Origin of the sequence: Xenophilus sp. Marseille-Q4582 (genome assembly GCF_916700565.1) — a bacterium.
Lineage (GTDB): Bacteria > Pseudomonadota > Gammaproteobacteria > Burkholderiales > Burkholderiaceae_C > Xenophilus.
Genome location: NZ_CAKAKO010000001.1, coordinates 680,199 through 694,774, shown reverse-complemented (window position 1 = coordinate 694,774; position 14,576 = coordinate 680,199). Strand labels below are relative to the sequence as shown.

General features: G+C 69.5%; 16 protein-coding genes. 13 read left to right on the top strand and 3 right to left on the bottom strand.

The features are described 5' to 3' along the window. Nucleotides 1-139: 139 nt before the first annotated feature. From LG388_RS03250 to LG388_RS03240, 3 genes are all read right to left on the bottom strand, one after another. The gene (locus LG388_RS03250; RefSeq protein ID WP_225781396.1) at nt 140-2,032 is read right to left on the bottom strand and encodes an ATP-binding protein; all 1,893 of its coding nucleotides are present in this window, start codon (nt 2,030-2,032) and stop codon (nt 140-142) included. Continuing rightward, nucleotides 2,020-2,691, bottom strand: coding sequence for a response regulator transcription factor (locus LG388_RS03245; protein ID WP_225781395.1), 672 nt, complete (start codon nt 2,689-2,691; stop codon nt 2,020-2,022). Before LG388_RS03245 ends, LG388_RS03250 begins: the two co-directional genes overlap by 13 nt. 230 nt (nt 2,692-2,921) lie before the next feature. Beyond that, nucleotides 2,922-3,833, bottom strand: a complete 912-nt coding sequence (locus LG388_RS03240; protein WP_225781394.1) for a LysR substrate-binding domain-containing protein — start codon at nt 3,831-3,833, stop codon at nt 2,922-2,924. A gap of 169 nt (nt 3,834-4,002) precedes the next feature. Here LG388_RS03240 and LG388_RS03235 point away from each other — a divergent pair, with 169 nt between their 5' ends. The 13 genes from LG388_RS03235 (at nt 4,003) to LG388_RS03175 (ending at nt 14,574) form a co-directional block, all read left to right on the top strand. After that, on the top strand, nt 4,003-4,695 hold the full coding sequence (locus LG388_RS03235; protein WP_225781393.1) for a substrate-binding domain-containing protein: 693 nt from the start codon (nt 4,003-4,005) through the stop codon (nt 4,693-4,695). A 56-nt stretch (nt 4,696-4,751) separates the two neighbouring features. Further along, nucleotides 4,752-5,786 carry an amidohydrolase family protein gene (locus LG388_RS03230; protein WP_225781392.1) on the top strand — a complete coding sequence of 345 codons (1,035 nt, stop codon included), beginning with the start codon at nt 4,752-4,754 and terminating at the stop codon, nt 5,784-5,786. 23 nt (nt 5,787-5,809) lie between these two features. Further along, nucleotides 5,810-6,493: a 4-carboxy-4-hydroxy-2-oxoadipate aldolase/oxaloacetate decarboxylase gene (gene ligK, locus LG388_RS03225; RefSeq protein WP_225781391.1), complete on the top strand. Its 684-nt coding sequence runs from the start codon at nt 5,810-5,812 to the stop codon at nt 6,491-6,493. Between the two features lie 59 nt (nt 6,494-6,552). Continuing rightward, nucleotides 6,553-7,548: a Bug family tripartite tricarboxylate transporter substrate binding protein gene (locus LG388_RS03220; RefSeq protein ID WP_370630090.1), complete on the top strand. Its 996-nt coding sequence runs from the start codon at nt 6,553-6,555 to the stop codon at nt 7,546-7,548. A gap of 153 nt (nt 7,549-7,701) precedes the next feature. Next, entirely contained in the window at nt 7,702-8,622 is a 921-nt protein-coding gene (locus tag LG388_RS03215) for an amidohydrolase family protein (protein WP_225781390.1), read from the top strand. A 44-nt stretch (nt 8,623-8,666) separates the two neighbouring features. Further along, nucleotides 8,667-9,653: a tripartite tricarboxylate transporter substrate binding protein gene (locus LG388_RS03210; protein ID WP_225781389.1), complete on the top strand. Its 987-nt coding sequence runs from the start codon at nt 8,667-8,669 to the stop codon at nt 9,651-9,653. Between the two features lie 38 nt (nt 9,654-9,691). After that, complete coding sequence (gene ligA / locus LG388_RS03205) at nt 9,692-10,138, top strand: protocatechuate 4,5-dioxygenase subunit alpha (RefSeq protein WP_225781388.1); 447 nt, start codon at nt 9,692-9,694, stop codon at nt 10,136-10,138. 1 nt (nt 10,139) lies between these two features. After that, complete coding sequence (locus tag LG388_RS03200; RefSeq protein WP_225781387.1) at nt 10,140-11,012, top strand: class III extradiol dioxygenase subunit beta; 873 nt, start codon at nt 10,140-10,142, stop codon at nt 11,010-11,012. Between the two features lie 49 nt (nt 11,013-11,061). Beyond that, nucleotides 11,062-12,012 (top strand): Gfo/Idh/MocA family oxidoreductase, encoded by a 951-nt coding sequence (locus LG388_RS03195; protein WP_225781386.1) that lies wholly within the window; start codon nt 11,062-11,064, stop codon nt 12,010-12,012. 229 nt (nt 12,013-12,241) lie between these two features. Then, nucleotides 12,242-12,622 (top strand): GIY-YIG nuclease family protein, encoded by a 381-nt coding sequence (locus tag LG388_RS03190; RefSeq protein WP_225781385.1) that lies wholly within the window; start codon nt 12,242-12,244, stop codon nt 12,620-12,622. Then, a complete protein-coding gene (locus LG388_RS03185; RefSeq protein WP_225781384.1) occupies nt 12,619-13,074 on the top strand; it encodes a hypothetical protein in 456 nt (151 codons plus the stop codon). Before LG388_RS03190 ends, LG388_RS03185 begins: the two co-directional genes overlap by 4 nt. Next, a complete protein-coding gene (locus LG388_RS03180) occupies nt 13,071-13,595 on the top strand; it encodes a hypothetical protein (protein ID WP_225781383.1) in 525 nt (174 codons plus the stop codon). The genes LG388_RS03185 and LG388_RS03180 overlap by 4 nt, the downstream gene beginning before the upstream one ends. Next, entirely contained in the window at nt 13,567-14,574 is a 1,008-nt protein-coding gene (locus tag LG388_RS03175) for an aldo/keto reductase (protein WP_225781382.1), read from the top strand. Before LG388_RS03180 ends, LG388_RS03175 begins: the two co-directional genes overlap by 29 nt. Nucleotides 14,575-14,576 lie beyond the last annotated feature (2 nt).

Here is a 14,576-nt window from a genome sequence, read left to right as displayed (position 1 = left end):
GATGGGCTCCCATCCAAATTCGCCGGGAAGCTTAGGTGCGGACCGGCACGCCTTCAATTACGGAATTCCGTCAGCGCGATCCCACTTGGCAAGGGGGCGCTTTCCGCGCCTCGCAGGGAAGAGGCGGGTGCGGCTGCGCTCAACCTGAAACAGGAATCTGAAGCGTGAGGGCCGTGCCCTGCGCGCCGGACTGGATGCGCAGTGCGCCGCCCAGACGCTGCGCACGCGCGTGCATGCTGGCCAGGCCCATGCCCACGGTTTCTGCGGGCTGGACGGCGTCGCCGACCGTTCCCATCCCGCGGCCGTTGTCCGTCACGGACAGGCTCATCTTTCCATCGGCCGCCTCCACGCGCACGACCACGCGCGTGGCCGTGCTGTGCTTGAGCACATTGGTCAGGGCCTCCTGCAGCAGGCGCAGCAGATCCAGGCTGCGCCGCGCGCCCATGCGCAGCCCCTGAAGGCCCATCAGCTCCCAGCTGCAATGGATGCCCGCCGCATCGAGCAGGCGCGTGCTTCGATGGCGCAGGGGCGCAAGACGCTCCATGAGCACGTCCGTGTCGTCCAGCGACGCCCCCTCGATCAGCAGGCGAAGATCGTTGTTGATGTCCCTGAGCGTCCATAGCGCCGCGCGGTCACTGCCCCCCGGCCTGCCCTGCAGCGCATGGATGTGGCTGCTCAGGCTCATGCCCAGGCCGTCGTGCAGGTCGCGCACCAGGCTGAGCCGCTCGTTGAGCCGCGCCTGCTCCAGCTCGGCGCGGTGCTGGCTGCGCAGCGCTTGCGCCAGCCGGGCCTTGGCTTCGTCCACGCGCTCGCGCAGTTCGGCGTTGAAGTTCTCCACCACGCGCATGCCATGCACCAGGTGCAGCGCAAGCACGCAGGCGATGCCGATCAACAGGAGGCTGGAGGCGGCGGGAAAGACGTAGGTGTTGCTTTGCAGGACACGGTTGAACACCAGGACGTCGCGCGCGGCGGCAGCCATGGGAAGCAGCAGGCACAACGCGAAAGCCACGGCCGCCGCCCGCCGGGTACGGACGGCATGCCAGATCACCACCCCCGAGCCCCAGAGAAAGAAGCCCCCGGCGAGGACGACCGCGATGCGGCCCACCGCGCCCAGCCCGGGGGCCTGCAGGGCCATGGCCCCGATGACGAGCACGCACAGCGCCACGGCCAGGCATTTGCTGCGACGGGCCGCATAGCCGCCGAACAGCAGGGCGAAGATCAGAAAGCAGGTGGCGCTGGCCACCAGCGAGGCCAGGATGGCGAACTGAAACGCTGCCGTACTGGCATACGGCCAGGCCTCGGTGGCGATGTAGTTGTAGGCCGCCGGCAGGCGCAGCAGCGAGAACAGCGCAAAGCAGCCGTACAGCCTTTCCTTGGGCCTGAGCAGCCAGATGACGCCGAAGACCACGGCCGTCGCCAGGGCGACGCCCACGCCGAGGATGAGCAGCGCACGTCGCATGGTTTCGTCGCGCTCGTACCTTGCGGCCTCCGCGGGCGACCGGCTCAGGCGAACCGGCCCCAGCCCTGCGTGGTGGACGGCCATGCCCGAGACGCGCAGCCAGATCTCGTTCGTCCCGGTCCTGAGCAGGTCGGCGGGCAGCAGCCAGTGGCGGGAACGGTTCCAGGAGCGTGACAAGGGCTCCACCAGATGGTGGTCCCGCGCCAGCAGCGCGCCATTCACGTAGATGGCGCCGGCCATCGACACGGCATCGATCATCAGCGAAAGGGGCTCCGAAGCGGCCTCCTGCTGCCAGCGCAGCCGGTACCACACCACCCCCTCGAAGCGCGGCCAGCGCTCGTGCCAGAGATCCGGGAGCGCCACCGGCACCCAGCCGTCCTGCGGAGGGCGGGCGGAATCCCAGTCCGCCCTCGCCGCCTCCATCTGCTCGAACACCACGGCGCCGGGTTGCGCCCCTGCCGCGGCGGCATCCGCGCCCCCGCATGCCAGCCAGCACAGCGCCAGCAGCCAGACGCGCCCGAGGCCGGCCAGGACCTGCGCCACCGTGCGCCCCGGCCCGGCTAACCCAACCATCCCTTCTGCGTGGCGCTGTGAACGGCCGCGCTGCGGGAACGCACCTCCAGCTTGCGAAAGATCTTCTTCGCATGGGCCTCGATGGTGTTGATCGTCACGCCCAGGCTTTCGGAGATTTCCCGATTGCTGTAACCCTGGGCGACCAGCTTCAGCACCTCCAGCTCGCGCTCCGTCAGTTCGGGGGCCGCCGCAGATGCCGCGCCGGGCAGCGGGTCCCCCTCGGCCGACGCGGGCGAAGCGGCCGCGCTCAGCTGCAACAGGATCCGCCGCGCAATCACGGGATCGATGGGCGCGCCGCCGCGCTGAAGGCTGCGCAGGGACAGCTCCAGCTCCATGTCGTCCCCGTTCTTCAGGAGGTAGCCGACGGCGCCCGCGCGAATGGCCTGCAGCACGGTGGCATCGTCCCCGAGGCTGGAAACGATCACGACTTCCAGCGCCGGCACCCGCTCGCGGACCCAGGGCAGAAGGGTCACGCCGTTGCCATCGGGCAGGCCCACGTCAAGGAGCGCCAGGTCGAAGGCCTGCAGGCTCAGCAGCCCGCGCGCAGCGGCCAGCGAGTCCGCCACGCAGCACAGGCCCGGGCCGTACACGCGCTCGACGATGTGCTGCAGCCGCAGTCGCAGGGCCGGGTCGTCATCAATGATCAGGATCTGTGTCATGGCCGGGACGACTTCGTGCCGAATGGACGGGCCCACGCGCTGCGTGATGCATGATTTGCAACAATCGTAAATCAGCCTCGCCTGCGGGGCCATTACGGAAAACCGGGACCGCGCTGCTGCGTCGCGGATCGGCTGTGCGCTGCGCGGAAACGCCAAACGGGTCGGCACACCCTGCGCGCGGATCGGGCGGCCGGACCGCGGTCGATCGCCGCGCACCCGGGCGGGCCCGCTCAATGCTGCGCGCGCCCCGGCCCCGCCACCGTGGCGCGCAGCAGGGCCAGCGCCGCCTGCTGGGTGCGCGTGGCCGGCCGCAGGGCGCTGGTGGCCACCCAGGCGCGCACGCGCAGGCCGGGCTCGCCGATGGCGCGAACGGAAAAGGCCGAGGGCCGCGCGGCGCTGCTCACCGCGTGGCGCGTGAGCACGGCGCTGCCCAGGCCTTCGGCCACCAGCTCCAGGATGGCGGGCACGCCATCGATTTCCAGCGCCACCTGCGGGCGCAGGCCCAGCGCGGCCAATTCCGACTCCACCTGCATGCGGATGGCGTTGGGCCGGCTCGGGATGATCAGTGGCAGCCCGGCCAGCCCGGCCAGCGGCAGCGGCAGCGGCGGGTCTTCGGCCAGCCCCGGCGGGCGCGCCTGCACCAGCACCAGTTCCTCTTCCATCAGCGGCTCGATGTCCAGCCCCGCCACGGGGCGCGCGTTGTAGAGCACCGCGATGTCCAGCCGGCCGGCGCCCAGCGCCTCCTGCATGGCCAGCGACAGGCCTTCGGTGATCGACAGCTGCGCCTGCGGCATGCGCTGGCGGAAGGCGCGCATCAGCGGCACTGCCAGGGCGCGCGCCACGCTGGGCGGCAGCCCCAGCGCCACGCGGCCGGCCAGGCCGTCGCGCGCGCCGGCCAGTTCCTCCTGCGCGCGCGCCACCTGGTGCAGGATGCCGCGGCCATGCTGCAGCAGCAGCGCGCCGGCGTCGGTCAGCGTCACGCCGCGGCCGTTGCGCACCAGCAGGTTCTGGCGCAGCTCCACCTCGAGCAGGCGCACCTGGCGCGACAGCGCGGGCTGCGCCACGTCCAGCGCCTGCGAGGCGCGCGTGAAGCTGCCCAGTTCGGCCACGCGCACGAAGTATTCCAGCTGCTTGAGGTCCATCCGGCCCGGCCGAGCTATTGCATTGAGCCGCAACCATATCACCTGCTATGCCATTTTGTTCTAACTGCTAGCCGGCGGACCCGCTTTGCGCGCCCCTGTGCGCTGCGCAGAATGCGCGGGCACACACAGCGCCCCGGCACCGGCCGCGGCGGCTCCGGAGACAGCGCGCATGACCCCCCCCCTTCAAGGCATCTCGTCCATGGCCACGCGCCAGGTGCTGGCCGAACTGGCCGCGGACTGGCAGGCCCGCGGCGGCGAGCCGCTGCACATCGAATCCGTCGGGGGCGTCGACGCCGCCAGGCGCGTGCAGACCGGCGAGGAAGCCTTCGACGTGGTCTTCCTGGCCTCGGACGCCATCGACAAGCTGCTGGCTGCCGGCCGCGTGGCCGCCGGCAGCAAGGTGGACCTGGTGCTGTCCAGCACGGCCGTGGCCGTGCCCCGGGGCGCCGCACCGCCCGACATCGGCACCGAAAACGCGCTGCGCGCCGCCGTGCTGGCCGCGCCGACCCTCGGCTACTCCACCGGCCCGAGCGGCGTGGCGCTGCAAAAGCTGTTCGAGCGCTGGGGCATTGCCGAGGCCGTGAAGGCGCGCACCGTGCAGGCGCCGCCCGGCGTGCCCGTGGGCGCGCTGATCGCCCAGGGCCAGGTCGCGCTGGGCTTCCAGCAGCTCAGCGAACTGATCCACGTTGAAGGCATCGACATCGTCGGCCCGCTGCCCGCGCCGGTGCAGATCGACACCGTCTTTTCAGCCGGCGTGGTCGCCGGCTCGCCGAACGCCGAGGCGGTGCGCCGCCTTCTGGCCTTCATGGCTTCGCCCGAAGCGGCCGAAGCCAAGCGCCGCCAGGGCATGGCACCGGCCTGACGCCGGCCCCTGCCCGTCCATCGCCCCCATCGCCCACCCCATCCGAGGAGCCCCCCATGAGTCTCATCATCGACTGCCACGGTCACTACACCACCGCTCCGAAAGCCCTGGAGAACTGGCGCAACCAGCAGATCGCCGGCATCCAGGACCCGGCCGTCATGCCGAAGGCCGCCGACCTGAAGATCAGCGACGACGAGCTGCGCGAGTCCATCGAGAGCAACCAGCTGCGCCTGATGAAGGAGCGCGGCAGCGACATCACGCTGTTCAGCCCGCGCGCCAGCTTCATGGCCCACCACATCGGCGACTTCGAGGTCTCCAGCACCTGGGCCGCGATCTGCAACGAGCTGTGCTACCGCGTCTCCACGCTGTTCCCCGACCACTTCGTGCCCGTGGCCATGCTGCCGCAGTCGCCGGGTGTCGATCCGGCCACCTGCATCCCCGAGCTGGAGAAGTGCGTCAAGGAATACGGCGCCGTGGGCATCAACCTGAACCCGGACCCCTCGGGCGGCCACTGGACCAGCCCGCCGCTGACCGACAAGCACTGGTACCCCATCTACGAAAAGATGGCCGAGTACGACCTGCCGGCCATGATCCACGTGAGCACGAGCTGCAACGCCTGCTTCCACACCACGGGCGCGCACTACCTGAACGCCGACACCACGGCCTTCATGCAGCTGATCCAGGGCGATCTGTTCAAGGACTTCCCGACCTTGAAGTTCCTGATCCCGCACGGCGGTGGCGCGGTGCCCTACCACTGGGGGCGCTTCCGCGGCCTGGCGCAGGAGATGAAGAAGCCGCTGCTCGACACGCACCTGCTGAACAACGTGTTCTTCGACACCTGCGTGTACCACCAGCCCGGCATCGACCTGCTCAACACCGTGATCCCGGTCAGGAACGTGCTGTTCGCGTCCGAGATGATCGGCGCGGTGCGCGGCATCGATCCCACCACCGGCCACTACTACGACGACACCAAGCGCTACATCGAGGCGTCGAAGATCCTGAGTGCCGAGGACAAGCACCAGATCTACGAAGGCAACGTGCGCCGCGTGTTCCCGCGCCTGGACGCGCGCCTGAAGGCCAAGGGCCTGTAAGTCTCATCACCCGGAGAGAACAGATGTACGAACTCGGCGTTGTCTACAGAAACATCCAGCGCGCAGACCGCGAAGCCGCCGACGGCCTGGCCGCGCTCGGCTCGGCCACGGTGCATGAGGCCATGGGCCGCGTGGGCCTGCTCAAGCCTTACATGCGCCCCATCTACCCCGGCCAGCAGGTGAGCGGCACCGCCGTGACCGTGCTGCTGCAGCCCGGCGACAACTGGATGATGCACGTGGCTGCGGAGCAGATCCAGCCCGGCGACATCGTGGTGGCGGCCGTGACGGCCGAATGCACCGACGGCTACTTCGGCGACCTGCTGGCCACCAGCTTCCAGGCCCGCGGCGCGCGCGCGCTGGTCATCGATGCCGGCGTGCGCGACGTGAAGACGCTGCAGGAGATGAACTTCCCCGTGTGGAGCAAGGCGATTTCCAGCAAGGGCACCATCAAGGCCACGCTGGGTTCGGTGAACATCCCGGTCGTGTGCGCGGGCATGCTGGTCACGCCCGGCGACGTGATCGTGGCCGACGACGACGGCGTGGTCTGCGTGCCCGCCGCGCGCGCCGCCGCCACGCTGGAAGCCGCGCGCAAGCGCGAGTCCTTCGAAGGCGAGAAGCGCGCCAAGCTCGCCAGCGGCGTGCTGGGCCTGGACATGTACAAGATGCGCGAGCCGCTGGCCGCGGCCGGGCTCAAGTACATCGACTGAGTATCGATTGAGTGCCGTGTTCCGATTCCCATCCACCGACGCAACGAGGAGACATTGACATGCAACAGAAGACCACCCGCCGCGCCCTGATGGCGCTGACCGGCGCCACGCTGGCCCTGTCGCTGCCCCTGGCGGCACAGGCACAGGCCGCGAATTTCCCCGGCAAGCCCGTGCGCATCATCACGCCCTTCCCGGTGGGCGGCGCACCCGACGGCACGGCCCGCGTGATCGCCGACCACCTGAGCCGCGCCTGGGGCCAGCCCGTGACGGTGGACAACCGCCCCGGCGGCAACGGCTTCATCGCCATCGACGCCTGGAAGCGCGGCGCCAAGGATGGCACCGACATCCTGATCCTGGACAACGTGCATCTGGCCGCCTATCCGGCCCTGTTCAAGAAGCTGCCCTACGACCCGGTGAAGGACTTCGACACGCTGCTGCCGCTGTTTCGCACCTACTTCTTCTTCACGGTGGGCACGAACAGCAAGTACAAGAGCGTGGGTGACATCATTGCCGACGCCAAGGCCAATCCCGGCAAGCTGAACTACGGCTCGTGGTCGGTGGGCAACCCGGTGCACCTGGGCTCGGAACTGTTCGAAAGCGTGACCGGCACGCAGATGGAACACGTGATCTTCAAGGAGACCACGCAGCTCTACACCTCGGTGTCCACGGGCGAGCTGCAGTTCGCGCTGGGCAGCGCCGGCACCGCCGGGCCGATGTACCGCGCCAACCGCCTGCGCCTGCTGGCCGTGGCCGCGCCCAAGCGGTCGCCGCACTTTCCCGAAGTGCCCACGGTGGCGGAATCGGGCGGCCCGGCCAACTTCGAGGTGATCGGCTGGAACGCGCTGGCCGTGCCGCCGGGCCTGCCCGAGGCCGTGAAGAACAAGATCCGCACCGACGTGCAGGCCGCGCTGGCCTCCAACGAAATGCTGGAGAAGTACAAGGTCTTCGGCTACGAGCCCTTCCCCGCCACGCACGCTGAGTTCAACGCCTTCGTGAAGAGCGAGAGCCAGCGCTTCGGCGACGTGATCCGCAAGGCCAACATCGCATTGGATTGAGAGGCAACCCCCGAGCCGCTTCGCGGCTCCCCCTTCCGGTTCCCGAAGGGGGCGCACCCAGAGGCCTGGCAGCGCCAGTTCCTCGGGTGCCCTGAGGGCCTCGCTGCGCTCGCCACCTGGTTTTTCGCTTCCCCCTTTCGCACGACTGAACCCATGAGCACTTTCACCAAGACCCCCGGCTGGCTGGATTGGTACGCCGGCCCTTCCAAACCCAGGTTCCAGCTGCCCGCGGGCGCCGTGGACGCGCATTGCCATGTGTTCGGCCCGGGCGACGAGTTCCCCTTCGCGCCCGAGCGCAAGTACACGCCCTGCGACGCGAGCAAGGCGCAGCTGTTCGCGCTGCGCGATCACCTGGGCTTCGCGCGCAACGTCATCGTGCAGGCCACCTGCCATGGCGCCGACAACCGCGCCATGGTCGATGCCTGCCTGTCCTCGGGCGGCAAGGCGCGCGGCGTGGCCACCGTCAAGCGCAGCGTGACCGACGAGGAGCTGCAGCAGCTCCACGCCGCGGGCGTGCGCGGCGTGCGCTTCAACTTCGTCAAGCGCCTGGTGGACTTCACGCCCAAGGACGAGCTGATGGAGATCGCGGGCCGCATCGCCCAGCTGGGCTGGCACGTGGTCATCTACTTCGAGGCGGTGGACCTGCCCGAGCTGTGGGACTTCTTCACGGCGCTGCCGACCACGGTGGTGGTGGACCACATGGGCCGGCCCGATGTCAGCAAGCCCGTGGACGGGCCCGAGTTCGCGCTGTTCGAGAAGTTCATGCGCGAGCACACCAACGTGTGGAGCAAGGTCAGCTGCCCCGAGCGCCTGTCGGTGGCCGGGCCCAAGGCCCTGAACGGCGAGCAGAACGCCTACCAGGACGTGGTGCCGTTCGCGCGCCGCATCGTCGAGCAGTTCCCCGACCGCGTGCTGTGGGGCACCGACTGGCCGCATCCCAACCTGAAGGACCACATGCCCGACGACGGCCTGCTGGTGGACTTCATCCCGCACATCGCGCCGACCGCGGAACTGCAGCGCAAGCTGCTGGTCGACAACCCGATGCGCCTGTACTGGCCCGAGGAGCAGCGCTGAGCCCGCGCACCGGCCTTTCCTGCCCACTTTCAAGGAGATCCGACATGCCCACCAAGCGCCGCTTCCTGCTGAACCTGGCCTCGCTCGCCGCGGCCGGCGGCGCCGCGCGCCTGGCGCAGGCCCAGCCGGCCTTCCCCTCGCGCCCGCTGCGCATCGTCGTGCCCAACGCGGCCGGCGGCGGCGCCGACCTGACGGCGCGCGCGGTGGGCCAGAAGCTCGCGGGCGCGCTGGGCCAGCCGGTGGTGATCGAGAACAAGCCCAGCGCGGGTGGCGTGGTGGCCGGCGAGCAGGTGGCGCGCGCCGAGGCCGATGGCCACACGCTGCTGCTCATCTCCAGCGGCACGGCCGTGAGCGCGGCGCTGTTCGCGCGCCAGCCCTTCGATGCGCTGGCCGACTTCGCGCCGGTCTCGATGCTTGCGCATTTCGACCTGGCCATCGCCGTGTCGGCCACCAGCCGCTTCAAGACCCTGGCCGAGCTGCTGGCCTGGGCGCGTGCCAATCCGGGCAAGCTCAACATCGGCACGCCGCAGATCGGCACCACGCAACACCTGGCGGCCGAGCTGTTCAAGCTGCGCGCCGGCATCGATGCGCAGACCGTGCCCTTCAACGGCACGCCGCCCGTCATCACCGCGGTGCGCGGCGGCGAGATCGACGCGATGGTCGACATCCTCGGCCCGCTGATGAGCAACATCCAGGGCAACGCCCTGCGTGCGCTGGCCGTGATGGGCCCCGCGCGTGCGCCCGAGCTGCCGCAGGTGCCCACCGTGCGCGAAAGCGGCGGTTCGCTGAAGGATTTCGACGTCAGTTCCTGGAACGGCCTGGCCGTGCCCGCGAAGACGCCGCCGGCCATCGTCGAGCGCCTGAGCCGCGAGGTGCAGCAGGCCGTCGCGCTGCCGGAGGTCAGGCAGCAGCTGCAGGCGCTGAACCTCACGGCGCAGGGCAGCAGCCCGCAGCAGTTGCGCGAGCGCCTGGCCGGCGACATCCGGCGCTGGAGCGAGGTGATCGCGGCCGCGAAGATTCCCCGACTCTGACCCGCTCCTCCCCCTTCACCCTTCCAGAGAGGTCCGCCATGGCCCTTGAAAAACCCTACCTCGACGTGCCCGGCACGATCATCTTCGACGCCGAGCAGAGCCGCAAAGGCTACTGGCTCAACCAGTTCTGCATGAGCCTCATGAAGGCCGAGAACCGCGAGCGCTTCAAGGCCGACGAACGTGCCTACCTCGACGAATGGCCCATGACCGAGGAGCAGAAGCAGGCCGTGCTGGCGCGCGACCTCAACTGGTGCATGCGCACGGGCGGCAACATCTACTTCCTGGCCAAGCTCGGCGCCACCGACGGGCGCAGCTTCCAGCAGATGGCCGGCTCCATGACCGGCATGACCGAGCAGGAGTACCGCGACATGATGATCAACGGCGGCCGCTCGGTCGAAGGCAACCGCTACGTGGGCGAGCACGGCAACGCACAGGCCCAGAACCAGCCGCAGGGCGCGGCGCACCGCTCACACAAGGACCACTGACATGGCTCGCATCACCGCCTCCGTCTACACCTCGCACGTTCCCGCCATCGGCGCGGCCATGGACCTGGGCAAGACCCAGGAAGACTACTGGAAGCCGCTGTTCGCGGGCTACGACTTCTCCAAGCAGTGGATGAAGGACAACAAGCCCGACGTCATCTTCCTGGTGTTCAACGACCATGCCACGGCCTTCAGCCTGGACATGATCCCGACCTTCGCCATCGGCACCGCCGCCGAGTACCAGCCGGCCGACGAAGGCTGGGGCCCGCGCCCCGTGCCCAAGGTGGTGGGCCACCCCGAACTGGCCAGCCACATCGCGCAGAGCGTGATCCAGCAGGACTTCGATCTCACCATCGTCAACAAGATGGACGTGGACCACGGCCTGACGGTGCCGCTGTCGCTGATGTGCGGCGAGAAGGACCCGAAGGAAGGCGCCTGGCCCTGCCCCGTGATCCCGTTCGCGGTGAACGTGGTGCAGTACCCGGTGCCCAGCGGCCAGCGCTGCTTCAACCTGGGCCGCGCGATCCGCAAGGCCGTGGAGAGCTTCGACGAGGACCTGAACGTGCACATCTGGGGCACGGGCGGCATGAGCCACCAGTTGCAGGGCCCGCGCGCCGGGCTGATCAACGCCGACTGGGACAACCGGTTCCTCGACCGCCTGATCGCCGAGCCGGCCGAGCTGGCGAAGGTGCCGCACATCGAATACGTGCGCGAAGCGGGCAGCGAAGGCATCGAGCTGGTGATGTGGCTGATCGCGCGCGGCGCAATGGCCGACGTGAACGGCGCCGGCCCGGCGCCGAAGGTGGCGCACCGCTTCTTCCACGTGCCCGCCTCCAACACGGCCGTGGGGCACCTGATCCTCGAGGAGCCCCGCTGAGCGCAGCGCCCGCATCCCACAGAAACCCTGAACGCGAAAGGACCCACCCATGACCATCAAAGTAGCCCTGGCCGGCGCCGGCGCCTTCGGCATCAAGCACCTGGACGGCATCCGGAACATCGACGGCGTCGAAGTCGTCTCGCTGATCAGCCGCGACCTGGCCAAGACCCGGGAAGTGGCCGAAAAGTACGGCATCGGCCATGTCACCACCGAGCTGAGCGAAAGCCTCGCGCTCAAGGAAGTGGACGCGGTCATCCTGTGCACGCCCACGCAAATGCACGCCGCGCAGGCCAAGGCCTGCCTGGAAGCCGGCAAGCACGTGCAGGTCGAGATCCCGCTGTGCGACGTGCTCAAGGACGGCGAGGAAGTCGTGGCGCTGCAGAAGAAGACCGGCCTGGTCGCCATGTGCGGCCACACCCGCCGCTTCAACCCCAGCCACCAGTACGTGCACAAGAAGATCCAGGCTGGCGAATTCAACATCCAGCAGATGGACGTGCAGACCTACTTCTTCCGCCGCACGAACATGAACGCGCTGGGCCAGCCGCGCAGCTGGACCGACCACCTGCTGTGGCACCACGCCGCCCACACCGTGGACCTGTTCGCCTACCAGGCCGGCAGCCCGATCGTGAAGGCCAATGCGATCCAGGGCCCGATCCACAAGGAGCTGGGCATCGCCATGGACATGAGCATCCAGCTCAAGGCCGCCAACGGTGCGATCTGCACGCTGTCGCTGTCCTTCAACAACGACGGCCCGCTGGGCACCTTCTTCCGCTACATCGGCGATACGGCGACCTACATCGCGCGCTACGACGACCTGGTCAACGGCAAGGAGGAGAAGATCGACGTGTCCAAGGTCGACGTGTCGATGAACGGCATCGAGCTGCAGGACCGCGAGTTCTTCGCCGCCATCAAGGAAGGCCGCGAGCCCAACGCCAGCGTGGCCCAGGTACTGCCCTGCTACCAGGTGCTGCACCAGCTGGAGCAGCAGCTCAACGGCTGAGGCCCCGCCCGCCCCTGAACAGGCCGCCCGCTCGCCACGAGCCGGCGGCTTTTTTCATAGCCATTGCATTCCATAATTAACCCGGGTAATATTTGCGACGGGCGCGGAGGGGCGCCCTTCCCGCACAAGAGGCGCTCACCCTCGTCATGACTTCTTCCATGGACAGACTGCGGTCTTCGTCCGGGCCACGCGCGGGACCGGCTCGGTGACGAACCCCTGGAGTGCTGCCATGTACTTTTCCCTTTCTCCGCACGCGCGCCGCGAACTCACGCGCCAATACAAGCAGGCCTTTCCGCCCATGGGCGTGTATGCCGTGCGCTGCGACGCGGCCGGCTTGCTGCGCCTGGGCAGCAGCCGCAATGCCGAAGGCTCGCTCAACCGCCTGCGCTTCGAACTCGTGCGCGGCGCGCACCGCGACCGCGCCCTGCAACAGGCCTGGAACACGCACGGCGCCGACGCCTTCCGGCTGGAGGTGATCGACCGCGTGAAGGAGCGCGACGATCCGGCCTTCGACTACGACGCGGAACTGGCCACGCTGCTGGCACTGTGGCAGGCCGAGCTGCAGCCCACGGACGCGGCGACACCGGGGCCTCAGGGCGGTGCAGCATGAGCGGCACCGAGGAGGCAGAAGCCCTGCATCTGGGACTGGGCCTGGCCCACGCCCATGCCGGCCTGCAAGCGCTGCTCGATGAACGACTGGGCAGGTGGCACGGCTTGGCCCTGAACGACTTCCGGCTGCTCGGCGTGCTGGTCGATGCGCCGCCCGGCGGCCTGCCCACGGCGCAGTTGGCTGCGGCCCTGCACGTGGGCCCCTCGGCGCTGGTGCGCCAACTCATGCCGCTGCACAAGACCGGCCTGCTCGCGCGCGACAGCGGCACGGTGCAACTGCGGCCCGTCGGGCGCCGCCTGCACGCCGAAGCGGCACAGACCGTTGGCGCGGTCTGCCGCCAGGTCTGCGCCGCGGCCGGCCTGGATCGCACGGCATGGGAGGCCCTGCGCGCGCAGTGGCAAGCCCTGGCGCAAGGAGCGACCCGCGTCAACGCGGGAGCGCGATCGCGATGACGGCCCCGGATCCGCTCGACGAACTCAAGGTGCGCGCGCGCGTGCGCCTGAACCGCGCGCGCCGCGAAGGCACGGCCGGCGCCTTGACGCTGCGTGACCACCTGCACGCCGCCGCGCGCGAGGTCGGCTTCGCACACTGGGACCAGGCGCGCCAGGTGCTCGGCGGCTTGGCCGCGCCCACCGACGACATGGGCAACTTCTGGCATGCGCCGAAGACCGGCCTGCTGCTGCACCTCTGGTTCGCGCGCCATGACGAAGCCCGGGCGGTGTTTGCGCCGCAACGCCAGGGCTTTGTGCTGCCCTACCGGCGCCAGTGCTTCATCGTGCAGGCGCCTTTCATCGAAGCGCTGGGCCTGGACGCGCGGGACCCGGCCTGGCAAGCCCTCGGTCACGACCTCGTGGCGGGCTATGGCACGCCGGCCTGGCGGCATCTGGCCGGGCAAAGAATCCGAGCGCCTCTCGCGTCCTTTGAACCCCGACTAAGCTTGGCCCATGCAAACACGACGCATCGCCCACTTTGAAGTCTCGGCCATCGGCCTGGGCTGCATGAACCTGAGCCACGCCTACGGCGTGCCGCCCTCCGCCGAACAGGCCGAGCGCGTGCTGCTGGCCGCACTCGACGCCGGCGTGACGCTCTTCGACACGGCCGCGCTGTACGGCTTCGGCGCGAATGAGGAACTGGTCGGCCGCGTGCTGGCCCCGCACCGCAGCCGCTTCACCCTGGCCAGCAAGGGCGGGCTGGGCGGCGTGCGCGGTGAAGACGGCGTGCTGCGCCGCGTGATCGACGGCCGCCCCGATTCGCTGCGCAAGAGCTGCGAGGACAGCCTGCGCCGCCTGAAGACCGAAGTGATCGACCTGTACTACCTGCACCGCTGGGACAAGCAGGTGCCGATCGAGGACAGCGTGGGCGCCATGGCCGACCTGGTGCGCGCAGGCAAGGTGCAGGCCATCGGCCTGTCGGAAGTCTCGGCCGCCACGCTCCGCCAGGCGCATGCGGTGCATCCCATCGCGGCCGTGCAGACCGAATACTCGCTGTGGACGCGCAACCCCGAGATCGCCGTGCTCGATGCCTGCCGCGAGATCGGTGCCGCCTTCGTCGCCTTCAGCCCGCTGGCGCGCGCCTTCCTGACCGGCACGCTGCAGGACGTGGGCGCGCTCGACGCCAAGGACATCCGCCGACCGATGCCGCGCTTCGCGCCCGACAACTACGCCGCCAACCTCCAGCTGCTGCCGCCCTTCGTGGCGCTGGCTGGCGAGGTGGGCTGCACGCCCGCGCAACTGGCGCTGGCCTGGCTGCTGCACAAGGCACCGCACATCGTGCCCATCCCCGGCACCACGCAGCTGGACCACCTGCACGAAGACCTGGGCGCGGCCGACGTGGCCTTGACGCCCGCGCAGATGGCGCGGCTGGAGACGCTGATCGGCCAGCACAACGTGGTCGGCCCGCGCTACGCGCCGCAGGCCACGGGCGAGGTGGACACGGAAAACTTCGCGGCCTGAGC